Here is a 12,310-nt window from a genome sequence, read left to right as displayed (position 1 = left end):
GCTGATATTAGAAACCTTTCCAATCATTCAGTACGATACCAAAACCAATAGAGGTATTTTCGTGATTATAATCGATGATGGATTCGCCATAGCCTTGGAAAACCTGCACAAAGCCATTAACATTTTCTGATAATGGATAAATATAATCGACTTGCGCCGCCCCTTTATTGGTGCTGGGATTGTAGCGCAATGTACCGCTCAGGCTCTGTTGATCAGGCAAATCATATAAGAATTTGATATCACCGTAACCCATGTAGTCTTCGATATCTGGATTGTCTTCACTGCTGCTGCTTTCACTATTCACTCGAGCCCACAGGCGCGGTACGATTGATAGCTTACCCCACTCTGCCCCTGCCATGAGATAAGCACGGTTCCATGAGCGTGATAACGGATCGTCTTGTCCATTAGAATGATGAATGGCACCAGCACCAAGCATACGAAGACGACCACCAAAAGGTAAATCTGCGGTCACTGGCTGAGTCAAAAATATTTCAGGCTGATAGTCGGTGGCACGGAATGGTCGCGAGTTGTCTTCGTTATAAACTTGCCAATGTGACTCTTGGGTATAACCAAACCACAAATCAGCACTGGTATCGAATAAGTCTTCGGCAACTTTGGTCTTCAAAGACAACTGAAATTTTAGTTCAGTATTGCGTATGTCATTAGAAGTAAAGGACTCAGTTTCCTGTGACGGCGTGCTAGGATCTAGGTTAGGGTCAAAGGTATAAAATACTGGCAATACATAGGTTGGTCGGTATGGTCTGACGGTCCAAGTCCCACGCTCACTATTTTTATCGAGATCATAGGATAAACTAAGCGGTGTATATTTTTCGATATCTTTTTGAGTGACCCCAACATTTTCTAAAACTTGTGCTTCTCTTTGTGTTAGCCCAACGGTGTCTAAACCTTCATTAGTAGCAGGCGCGCGCGCAACTGAGTCAGTAGCGGCATTATTAGCACCAGCAATGGTAGATTTTTCTTCTACAAAGACAACTTGCGGATTACCTGAAAGCGTACTTTGAAAGGTTTTTGCCAAATCTACTGGCTGCTTAGTTGTGGTGTAGCTCGGTGTTTTACCTTCTTCAGCCACTTTGTCAAAGCAAGCCAAACGTGCGGCACTGGTCTGCACTTGGGTACATTCAAAAAACAATTTTGCTTGCTGAGCAATAAATTCTTTACTGACTACTTGGCGATCTTGCGCAGCTGTATTGGCATCCTGTGACACCTGATAATCTTCAAACTCAAACGCTGCCTCCGGTACTGGTAACTCATTATCGATCTGAGTTTTATCGGCAGCTTGGACTTGCACGGTAAAGCAGGTTAGCGCTAGACCAACAGCAATATTCAAATAATGCTTTCTTGTCTGAAATAAAGTGTTTTTGCGCGCTGTAATAAGAGGCTTAGGGCGGCGCTGTGCGGTGATATGGGAAAACATAAGTGTCCTTTATCTAACTGACATTATCGCCAGCAGAGTATATAAGATAATGAGTATGACCATTAGCGTCATCGCTAAAATAAACCCAATGACATTCAGACATAGAAGTCAGCAATTACAACGAGTAATGCGCCTTCAGCATTGTTGCTTTATTGTAATGAAAATGTGTGTACTATACTAGCGTTATCGCTGCCCTATACCAATGTAAATATCAATAATCAACACTAAACCAAATGCTTAGCGTCAAGATGATAAGTAACCATTGGTAAAAGTAAAAGAGCCAACGTACTGTATGAATAGTACATTGGCTCTTTTGTATTGTTAAGCCTTTAGAAAAGACTTATTCGTTTTATTAAGTATCAGTTATTAAGCATCGTCAACGTTTGCTCAAATTCTGGACGATCAATCTCACCTACTTGTTGATTGGTCAACTGACCATCTTGATAATACAGCAATGCTGGCGGGCCAAACAATTTATAGCGCGCTAAGATTGCTTTAGAATCGTCAGTAGTTTCTGTTATATCCAGTCTCACCAACTGCCAATCCTGCATCTGCGCTGGACGATTATGAAATAAGTTTTTATCCATAATACGGCACTCGATACACCATTCAGCAGTGACATCGACAAGCACTTTAGGGTTAGCGGCGATAATGGCATCTAACTCAGGCAGCGTCGTGACGGTTTTATCTGTTGTATTACTCATGGCTGGCTGACCAGTCGTCTGCATCATCGGAGCAGCACTTAAAGATGCCAACGGATGCAAACTATCATCGTTACCCAACGCCGCGCCGATGACTAAACAAGTTGCCCAAATACCAGCGATTAATCCCAATGCTTGGGTCAGCATACGACCTTTACCCAACCAACTCCACGCCCACATCGCCACAACCATAAACCATAACGCCCATACCATTAGCATCACGGGTGAGATAAAGACGCGCTCAATTAATAATAAAGCAACGGCAAAGAGCAATAAGGCAAAACCTTGCTTGACCCAGTTCATCCACGCGCCCGCTTTCGGCATAATTTTACCTTGGGTGGCACCAATTAAGATAAGCGGTGCGGATAAACCAAAACCCAGCATAAATAAAGCCGCAAAACCCAGTAATGGACTACCAATCGTCGATACGGCAAGCAGTGCCCCAAACAATGGCGCAGAAACACAAGGCGATACTACGAGCGCAGATAAGAAACCCGCGATTAAACTACCGCCCGTACTGCCCAGCTTGCTATCCCCTGCTTGACTCAAGCCTTGCATTTTATTACTAATAAATCTCGGTAAGCGGATACTAAACACACCCAGCATATATAGTGCAAGTAGGACAAATATAATCGCAAAACCAATCAGGATAATGGGGTTTTGTAGCCAGCCGATAATGCCTAATGATTCACCAAACACGGCGATGACTGCGCCCAAAATACCATAAGCCGTTGCCACGCCAATAGCGTAACTGGTGGTCAGAATAACACCGCGTTTCACCGTTGGATTTTCCTCACGGGCAACGATATTGGCAACGATTGGCAACATTGGTAGTACGCATGGTGTCAATGCCAAACCCAGCCCTGCTAAAAACAATAATACCAATGCCAACCAAGGATGAGAAGCCAAACCAAAAGGATCGCTATCAGTGGCATTATTTCCAGCAACAGTATTGTTGGTTGTCGCAGGCACTTCACTTGTCGCAGTGCCATCGACGCCTTGTTCATCTGCGCCAGAAATCGTATTGGTAGCGCCAAGCTCTCCATCTAAAGCCTCATCATCCAACAAGGCATAATCAATCACCCCATCATCAGTCAGCGCTTGCTCTGCTGCAAGACTATCGGCAACCGTTGCACTTGACTCGGCGGTATTGTCATTACCTGTCAGACTGTTGTTGTTAGCAGCTTCTTGAGTAGAAGTACTGGCGCTATTTCCTGGAATTTGTGGCGTTGCAGCAGCGATATCAATTGTCGTTTTAATTTTTTCGGGTGGATAGCATAACCCTGCTTTGGCACAACCTTGCCAACCAATCACCACGGCGGCATCGTTGACGCTTTTACCACTACTACTGCTCAAGGTCGTCGTAGCCACCATATTCGCTTGGTCAAACACCAGTACTTTTCCGAATGTCGGATCATCGATTGAAACTGGCTTTTGACTAAAGGTAAAAGGCGCGGCGGTCACGCCAGCTGGCAACGTCAGTTTGATTTGGTCTTTATAAACATAATGCTCAGGCGTAATGTCAAAATTAATGGCTAAGCGCGTGCCATTATTGGTAGCTTTACTGCTATCGCTGACTTGGAAGGCTTTGTCGACTGGTAAAAACTTCGTCTGTGCCGCACTTTTATCACTGCTAAATAAATCACCCAGCCCTGCCGCATGAGTCATCATGGGCATCGCAGCCAGTCCTGTAAACAACGAGCTACTAGAGACCGCAAATGCTAGTAGATAAGATTTTTTGGACGAGCGATGTACCGTTAGCGATGGTTTTTTTTCTATTGTCTTGATGGACATGAAGAGCTACCTATTTATTACCTAATATGCTATTTATTACCAATATTTGAGTCGATCGGCTTGTGGTCTATTTGCGTGTCACGGCGATATCAACCGTGGTTTTGATTTTCTCTGGCGGATAGCATAGCCCAGCTTTTGCACAGCCTTGCCAGCCAATGACAATCGGTGCATTTTTTGCGCCTTTACCATTGTTAGTAGTCAGAGTCGTGGTTGCTACCATATTTTTTTGGGTAAAAACGGGAACCTTACCAAAGGTTGGGTCGTCAATGGAGACTGGCGACTGACTAAAAGTAAAGGGGGTTGCACTCACGCCCTTAGGGAAACTGAGAGTAAGCTGATCTTTATAGACATAATGACCTGGCGTAATATCAAAATTAATAGATAAGCGCGTACCCTTAGGCGTGGCCTTAGTGCTGCTAATAACTTGAAACGCTTTATCGACAGGCAAAAACTTCGATTTTGCGGCACCATTATTAGCAAATAACTCGCCCAAACCTGCAGCTTGAGCGCTCATAGATGCCATTGACAACCCTATCATCAATGAAGTACTCATGATTGCAAGTGCGTGAGGCAACTTAGAGACTCGTTTATTTGTAATGACGGCTTGTGAGTTGAGTTTGTTGGTAAACATGAGCAATGACCTCTACTGGCTGATTTTAATGACAAATGAGCGGGGCGATATGACTGGTATCAAACGTATAGATTGTTGAAAAAATGGATAGTTTGACATTATCTATGGAATGCCACGCCATTTATTTACTGATATAAAAATATCAACCAATAAGGTCTTATTGGTTGATATTTAAGAGCATTAGAGCGACCGTCACCAATAAACATACTATGGAGTAAGGGATTGTTAGCTACCCATATTTTAACTGCTCGTCAAGCTAATACTTATAATTGAGCATAAAGATCAGCATCTTGACCTTCGCCGCCTTGCTGTCCATCTGCACCCAGCGAGAATAAATCATAAGGACGACCTTCACTGCCTGGGGCGACATATTGCATCTCATTTTCCCAGCCATCTGTTGGATAGCCGCCTTTGATATAACCACCATCTGGGTAGTTTTTGGCCTCTGCTGGCGGTGTGGTTAATGCTTCTAAACCTTGTGCGGTAGTCGGATAGCGCGAATTATCAACCTTATACATATCAAGGGCGTTGGATACTGTAGCAAGCGCTGTTTCAGTAGTCTTGACGCGAGCTTTATCACTTTGTCCCACCACTTTCGGGACAACTAAGCCTGCAAGAATTGCCAAGATTACAATCACGACCATGATCTCGATCAGAGTAAATCCAGACTGGTTATTACGCATAGGCAGTGGCTTGTTGGCTCTTGTAGCACTTATTGGCATAGTAGTTACTTGAATTTTGTCAATTATAGTCATCGCTTTTGTCATCGCTTTTGGCATCAAGGTGATGTAAATAGGAAAAGTGGCGTTCAAGTAACATTAATGATCGGCGTATTAATGAGCACTGAAACGATTATCACTATAAACCATGATTTTATTTTTATCTAGAGCGTGTCCTCAATTCAATCGTTTACTTTCTAAATGGCCTAAAAATAGCTAAATTTTGCCAAACATCGTCAAATAGCTTGTTAATATCTCGATATTATTTGCGCTACTTTCCTTGTTTGACGGCAATTTATCTCATTTTTATCACCATTTTTAAAATAAGGACACGCCCTAGCAACGCAAGTATATTGTTATGAACCTTGACTTTTATAAGCATCAATACTGAACCACAGCATGACGAGTAATAGAGTCATTCCTATATAAATTAGATACTGTGTCAGGCTCGCTCAGTCTACTATGTGTAGTACTTTCACTCACCTTCCTTGTATCTAAATTATCTTGAACCGACTCTATTTATAAGGATAACTTTTGACTGACGCTTACTATAGCTTGATGGCTGGCTTTACCCTAATAAAAACGTGACTCAGTCAACAATCTACAACAGTAAGCAAATCTTAAGAAAGCTAGCGTAATATTTAGTAAGATGGCTACAATAGAAATGTGAGCGGGAGGCACACAAGCTCAGAAGATTTGAGTGCTCATTATCCTGCCAGATCATTCATATTGACAATCGGCAGCATCACTGCCATCACGATAATCATGACTACCACGCCCATCAGCACTAGCATCAACGGCTCAAGTAGCGATAATAAGGTACTGATAAAGTTGGTGGCTTCTGCTTCCTGCATATTGGCGGCGCGGCTGAGCATATTCTCAAGCTCACCTGAGTTTTCGCCACTTTTAATCATTTGCACCATCATCGGCGGAAAGTAACTGGACTTTTCTAATTGACTCGATAAGCTTGAGCCTTCCGTCACCCTATCAGCCGCAGTGATGATGGTTTTTTGAATGTGTAAATTGGTCGTCACCGCCGCACCAATATGCAATGCCTCAATCAACGGCACCCCTGAGCGTACCAATATCGCCAATGTACTGGCAAAACGTGCTGCATTCAGCCCTTTTGATAACCGCGCCAATATTGGTAGTCTTAGCACGATGCTGTCTATCGCTAATTTACCCGCTTGCGTCTGCGCAAAACGATAAAACAAAAATGCCGTTCCTGACAATACTATCAGCATCAGCCACCACCACTGCGTAATGAGGTTAGATAGGCTAAGAACAATTTGGGTAATCAGCGGCAATGCCTGTTCAGACTGCTCAAACACTTTGACAATTTTGGGCACCACAAAACTCATCAAACCCATAATAACGCCAATTGCCATCACCATCAGCACAATCGGATAAACCATTGCGCCTTGGATTTTCTTTTGCAATGCAAAGCGGTTTTCGGTGTAATCTGCCAACTGGTTCAAGATTAAATCCAAGTGACCTGACTTTTCCCCTGCCGCAATGGTCGCGATATATAGTGGTGGAAAACTGGCGGCTTGCTGCAATGCTCGCGCCAAGCTCAAACCTTCTAATACATGAGAGCGCACGGCAAGCATGAGAGATTTAATGTGATTTTTTGGTGACTGTTTGGCGACGGCGGCAAGCGTTTCCTCTAACGGAATACCCGCTGCCAATAATACCGATAATTGACGGGTCAGCAATGCTAACTCGTAAGCAGACGGTTTTTTATAGCGGTTTTTATTCTGGTTTTGTCTATCATTGACGGCACTGACTTCAACGGGCGTCCATTGTTTATCACGCAGCTGCTGGCGAACTTGCCGCGCAGAATCGCCTTCGAGCAAGCCTTTTTGCACACTGCCATGGTCATCTAACGCTTTATAATGATAAGCGGGCATAGCAGCGAATATCCTAAAGTGATCAATAATAAAAGGTAATAAACAAGGACTTATAAAGGCGGTCTATCGAGATTTAATGGCTTAAAAAAGCGGCGTAGAATCGCTACTGTCTGGCATCAAACCTTGCAATAACAAAACATCTAAGTGCTGCTGCTGCAGTTTTTTATCGAAGTCGTTGACCTCAGCAATGAGCATTCTCTCGATACGCTTGTCACTGGCAAAAACACTCAATCGTGCACAGATAACTGCCAACTGATAAATACGTTTTTTACAGTAGCCATCCAGCCCTTGTAGTAGTCTAACCATATATGGCGTCTCAAGACTGGCATAATCGTAATCAGCTATAACCTGCGGACCAAGTGCCGTAACACCATAGCTAATAGATAGATGGGCACAAAAATAACAGCTGAATAAGTAGCCAACGACATGTCCAATATAATAGCCGCGATCATAGGTAAAACTACTCACGCCGAAGTGCCCAAGCACATAGCTATTTAGACTGCCTTGATCACGAATAGGCTTACTGTTCTTTAATTTGCCAACGGTGGCAAAGCATAGCGGATTTCGGCCATCCTGAGTAGTCAGTTGCCAACCTGCTGGCTGCTGAGCTGGCATATGACGGACAATATCAGCGATGATGTCATCGACCACATGCAGCTGCTGCCAAAGACGCTCTAATCCATCGGTATCCATCAAGCCGCGTTTATCAAGCTGCTGTGCCAACAAGTATTGCTGATGTTCTGCAAATTGTGATTTGAGCGTTTGTACCAAATAAGTAGGTCGCGTGGCAGCGGATGCCATATATAATAATCGCGTACGCTCATGCTGGGTACGATACAGTGCCACACGCTGCTCGGCAATATTCATCTCGCTAGCAGCAGGCTGTTGCACCCTGCTAGGGGTATTAGACAACTCATCAGCGGCGGCTTTAACGACCTCTTTAACGACTGTCTCTTTAACAACTGCCTCTTCAATATCTGGCAGCGTAAACAGTGCCAATAACATGGCTTTGTCAAGTGTCGCACCCGCCTTGTCTTTTCGACCACGCTTGACGTTGCTTGGATTCATATCGCTTTGTTTTTTAGCGGACACAGCTGAGCCTTGTTGGCTATTGGCTCCTGCGCGTGGCTTTGCGGTCGGTTCAGTCATAACATACCATCAGCAGCAAAAATAAATATCATTTAGAACAAACGATCTGACCACCATACAGTGACATATCTTACGCTAAAAACAAGCGTTTGCGCCTAGATGACTCATTATTCCATAGTACCTGAACACAAGCACATTGTCAGCTGTCCATCGTCAAAATACTCCGTGTCGACACCTGTCAACCATAGACGAAATATCTCCATAAAAGTCTCATACTTCACCATGAGAAAACAAAAAAGCGTTAAGGGCCTAATGGCAACCTTAACGCTTTTATAGTGTATTAACGATACGTTATGCGATGTTTTCTTGTTGATATTGTTGGCGATAGGCTTTTGGTGATACCCCATAAACGCGCTTGAATGCTTGACTAAAGGTCGAGTCTGACGCATAGCCAACCAACTCACTGATACGGCCAATACTGTTTTGCTGCAAGCGTAGATAACGGGCCGCCAAGCGCAAGCGATAATCAATGAGATAGGTCAGCGGCGGCATACCAACTGTATCTTTAAAGCGCTGCGCAAAGCTTGAGCGTGACATTCCTGCGACTTCAGCCAGTTTATGAATGGTCCAGTTTTGATTGGGAGCTTGATGCATCGCTGCTAACGCCTTGGTCAAAAACGGGTCTTTCATGGCTTTTAGCCAGTTTTCTGTGGCCTCAGGCAAACTTTCAATATAAACCCGCAAACATTCAATCATCATAATACTTGCCCAATGATTGATGATCGCGGTCTTGCCCATGCGCTCACACTCGGCTTCTAAGGTCAGCAGCTTAATCTCGACATCAATGACCTCAAACCTACCGTCAGACTCATCGTTGATTTCAGGCAAAATCGCAGGCAGCACAGACAGCAAAGGACGTATCATTTCTTTGTCATACTTGCATTCAATCAATATCAAAGACGAGTTAGGATCACCGTTGCCATCGATATCAAGGGTGTTTTCCTTACAATGAGTCAGCAACTCATCTAGCGGTAGCGCATCGTCACCATTATGATCTAAGGCATAGCTCACATGCTTATGGGCACTGGGAATCATAATCATATCGCCTGCGTGCGCCTGTCGCAAACCATTGCCGACATCGATGCAAAAGCTCCCAGACATCACTAAATAAAACAAAATCGTATCTTGTCTAGTGATGGAATAAGACCAATTACCAGTCCCATTCAAACGATAATACTTGGTTTCAAACAAATGCACGTTTTGTAGCAATACGCTCAATGCGTCCATCAATCACTTCCTCAATAATATAAGATCCATAGCAGCGCATCTCAGACAAGCACTCACATCCCTACTACGGTCTTAGGCTTACTTAATCTATTCAATATATTTTTTAACTGACCTTTGGTTTTCTGAACACCTGCATCATCTTCAATGGATCACTTCTTAATGGATGACCTAATATATCAACGGGCTTTAAGACCTTATCATGATGCATCACTAAAAGCGTTGCCTTTGTTATTCTATATTTTGTTATCCTATATAAAGACTGTTAAAGAATAACAAAGCAGGTTTAAGGCACGTACAGGGATAGCGAGCGTCTCGAAAGAGAACCCATAATAAAAATAAATGAGACAAAAGGCCAGTAAATCAATAGACAATCAAAGGGTTGATGAGTCTACAAATTTTAATCGCAGGGGGTAAGATAGGTTAAAACCAATCATACAGGCACAAAAAAAAGCCAAAAATGGCAAGTATTATTATTTAGAACAAGGTTTTTATAATGAGATAGAACAAGAAGAGGATAATGCAGAATAAAATATGGGGCGACTGATGGGACTCGAACCCACGACAACCGAGATCACAACCCGGGGCTCTACCAACTGAGCTACAACCGCCATAACTATTGCCTGATGAGGCAAGATTTGCAGGCTAAATGGTGCGCCTGGCAGGATTCGAACCTGCGGCCACCTCCTTAGAAGGGAGATGCTCTATCCAGCTGAGCTACAGGCGCTCTTAGAGGACTTTTATATACTAAAGCAAGTTTTAAATATATCAAAAACTAAACCATTATACATAAAAAAAAGCCTGTAAGGCTCTTAAAAATAGATGGTCGGAGTGATAGGATTCGAACCTACGACCCTCTGGTCCCAAACCAGATGCGCTACCAAACTGCGCCACACTCCGAAATGTCTATTATCACGATAGTTTGTTGATTAACTCGTTGTTGGCAATGCCACTAACTTGTTAACGTTCCTTGCTATCGAGGTGCACATATTAAGGGGAAAAGCCGATGGTGTCAACACCTATTTTTAATTAATTTAAAAAAACTGCTAAATTACTTAAAAAACGCTCATTTATCATAAAAACCACTATGATAAATCCTTTTCTCCACGATGCTAAGTGCTACTTACTCATCGACAGCGCTCATTATACTCTATTCCAATCAGGAAGCAAGCTGCCGTTTATCGTACCAGTAAGAACATTGAATGGTACGAGCCACAATGGCGCAGGACTCACTTTTTCATCAGTAGCATTATGGCTATTATCATGGTTGTTAGCGCCATCAGTCTTTTTATAATCATGCACTTGTTGGCTGAGCGCAACTGGTAACCGCTCATTATCTTGTACTGGGTAAATCAGCCACACCTGCCCTGCTTGATAGGCCTGAGCGTAACTCATCAGTTGATAAGCATCACTGGCACTAATGCTGGCTGTCTGCGATAAATGCTTCCATTTAATATCGATGACATGGCTATAGTGACCTTTTTCTCTAGCTTCAATAACCGCAGTGCCATTCTGATTGTGACAATTATCATTAGCATCAGTTTTATATATGAGCAAATCAGGCCGTATGGACAGGCATGCGCGCCCTTCTGCATCCGTTAGCCAGATACTTTGCGTTTGATATAACAGCTGATATTGTTGACTCACTTGCTGAAACGTCGAGGCAATGCGCATACTTACCCATTGCTCAAAGGCTTGATTCATATCAATCAGCAAGCATAAACGCGGAGACGACAGATTTTGCCTAGATGATTTATTTGGCGCAATACCATTACCTGTTGCCACATTGGACTGCCTTAGTAACCAATAAGCCATATCTAACAATTGCTGAGCCGCCTGTAGTTGCGGTGCGCGAAGCGGTTGCACGGCTAACTGACGCTTTGCTTGCTTGTATATCGACTCTAACTGTGTCAGCTCTTGATAACTCAACGCCGCTACTCGCTGCCAAGCCTGCAAAAATTTAGGCGCATCTGCTTTCGAGTACGTTGATTGAAAAAATAAAGGCGTCAGCAAAATCAACGTGCTCTTAATCAGCCGATTACCTAGCATGTCTTGGCTCAGTATACTGCTCTCACAGACAAACTTATGCGGCTGCATGCTATTGTGGCGCAATTGTTCTTTGATGAGCAGTCGACCTTGTAGCGATGCTTGATTATCGACCTGCGTCTGATAGTGTTTGCTTGGTCGATAATGAGCCAGCCGCTGCAAAAACTGCGTGATAAGCCAATCTGACAATGGCATTACAGCTATCGATAGCGGCGACAATTGACTGCTAAATTGACCTAGATTTTTTGTATTGGGTAGCTTGTTTTTGACATGACTGCTATTGGTCAAATCCGATAGCATGCCCTGCACCCATTGGCGAGTTAGACTGATATCGGGGCGATGACTGGCATGGCGATGACTGGTATTCTGTGAAAGGTATGATTGCTGCGCGACTTGATCGCTAGAAGTTTTTGCCGCAAGTTTAGGTAAAATCTCAAGCGTCATGCCGCTAGGCAGTAAAATAACCCCTATATAATGTCCGACTTTTAACTGCCATTGTCCCTGTCTTCGCTTAATGCTAAATACCGCAAACTCTTGCGCCATCAACCAATGGAAATCAGATACCCGTAAGAAGTCATGCGCTATTAGACGCTGATGCTCAAACACAGTGATGATATTGGTATCACGCGCATTAACGTCGGTACTGTCAATATTATTGGCTATGACTTTATGACTAAAGCTTTTATTTATCAACGCTGAGC

General features: G+C 43.5%; 8 protein-coding genes and 3 tRNA genes. All 11 read right to left on the bottom strand.

What is annotated here, in order from left to right; translation table 11 throughout:
• Nucleotides 1-7: 7 nt before the first annotated feature.
• Nucleotides 8-1,435, bottom strand: coding sequence for a phospholipase A (locus tag Q6344_01590; GenBank protein ID WLG14075.1), 1,428 nt, complete (start codon nt 1,433-1,435; stop codon nt 8-10).
• 359 nt (nt 1,436-1,794) lie between these two features.
• Nucleotides 1,795-3,930: a protein-disulfide reductase DsbD family protein gene (locus Q6344_01585; GenBank protein ID WLG14074.1), complete on the bottom strand. Its 2,136-nt coding sequence runs from the start codon at nt 3,928-3,930 to the stop codon at nt 1,795-1,797.
• 67 nt (nt 3,931-3,997) lie between these two features.
• Nucleotides 3,998-4,561 carry a protein-disulfide reductase DsbD family protein gene (locus Q6344_01580; protein WLG14073.1) on the bottom strand — a complete coding sequence of 188 codons (564 nt, stop codon included), beginning with the start codon at nt 4,559-4,561 and terminating at the stop codon, nt 3,998-4,000.
• 263 nt (nt 4,562-4,824) lie between these two features.
• On the bottom strand, nt 4,825-5,283 hold the full coding sequence (gspG, locus tag Q6344_01575) for a type II secretion system major pseudopilin GspG (protein WLG14072.1): 459 nt from the start codon (nt 5,281-5,283) through the stop codon (nt 4,825-4,827).
• A 704-nt stretch (nt 5,284-5,987) separates the two neighbouring features.
• Nucleotides 5,988-7,190 carry a type II secretion system inner membrane protein GspF gene (gene gspF / locus Q6344_01570; GenBank protein WLG14071.1) on the bottom strand — a complete coding sequence of 401 codons (1,203 nt, stop codon included), beginning with the start codon at nt 7,188-7,190 and terminating at the stop codon, nt 5,988-5,990.
• Between the two features lie 81 nt (nt 7,191-7,271).
• A complete protein-coding gene (locus Q6344_01565) occupies nt 7,272-8,339 on the bottom strand; it encodes a hypothetical protein (protein ID WLG14070.1) in 1,068 nt (355 codons plus the stop codon).
• Nucleotides 8,340-8,630: 291 nt separating this feature from the next.
• A complete protein-coding gene (locus tag Q6344_01560) occupies nt 8,631-9,566 on the bottom strand; it encodes an AraC family transcriptional regulator (GenBank protein WLG14069.1) in 936 nt (311 codons plus the stop codon).
• Nucleotides 9,567-10,098: 532 nt separating this feature from the next.
• Nucleotides 10,099-10,174 (bottom strand) — tRNA-His (locus tag Q6344_01555).
• Between the two features lie 39 nt (nt 10,175-10,213).
• A tRNA-Arg gene (locus Q6344_01550) sits at nt 10,214-10,290 on the bottom strand.
• 96 nt (nt 10,291-10,386) lie between these two features.
• A tRNA-Pro gene (locus Q6344_01545) sits at nt 10,387-10,463 on the bottom strand.
• 243 nt (nt 10,464-10,706) lie between these two features.
• Nucleotides 10,707-12,302, bottom strand: coding sequence for a hypothetical protein (locus Q6344_01540; GenBank protein ID WLG14068.1), 1,596 nt, complete (start codon nt 12,300-12,302; stop codon nt 10,707-10,709).
• Nucleotides 12,303-12,310: the final 8 nt, after the last annotated feature.

The sequence above is a fragment of the Psychrobacter cibarius genome (assembly GCA_030686115.1).
Lineage (GTDB): Bacteria > Pseudomonadota > Gammaproteobacteria > Pseudomonadales > Moraxellaceae > Psychrobacter > Psychrobacter cibarius_C.
Note: the sequence above shows the minus strand (reverse complement) of the source record. Positions and strands in the feature narration are given on the sequence as shown.

Coding starts and splice junctions, on each gene's coding strand:
- Q6344_01590 (WLG14075.1), bottom strand. CDS start 1,435: ATGTTTTCCCATATCACCGCACAGCGCCGCCCTAAGCCTCTTATTACA.
- Q6344_01585 (WLG14074.1), bottom strand. CDS start 3,930: ATGTCCATCAAGACAATAGAAAAAAAACCATCGCTAACGGTACATCGC.
- Q6344_01580 (WLG14073.1), bottom strand. CDS start 4,561: ATGTTTACCAACAAACTCAACTCACAAGCCGTCATTACAAATAAACGA.
- gspG (WLG14072.1), bottom strand. CDS start 5,283: ATGCCAATAAGTGCTACAAGAGCCAACAAGCCACTGCCTATGCGTAAT.
- gspF (WLG14071.1), bottom strand. CDS start 7,190: ATGCCCGCTTATCATTATAAAGCGTTAGATGACCATGGCAGTGTGCAA.
- Q6344_01565 (WLG14070.1), bottom strand. CDS start 8,339: ATGACTGAACCGACCGCAAAGCCACGCGCAGGAGCCAATAGCCAACAA.
- Q6344_01560 (WLG14069.1), bottom strand. CDS start 9,566: ATGGACGCATTGAGCGTATTGCTACAAAACGTGCATTTGTTTGAAACC.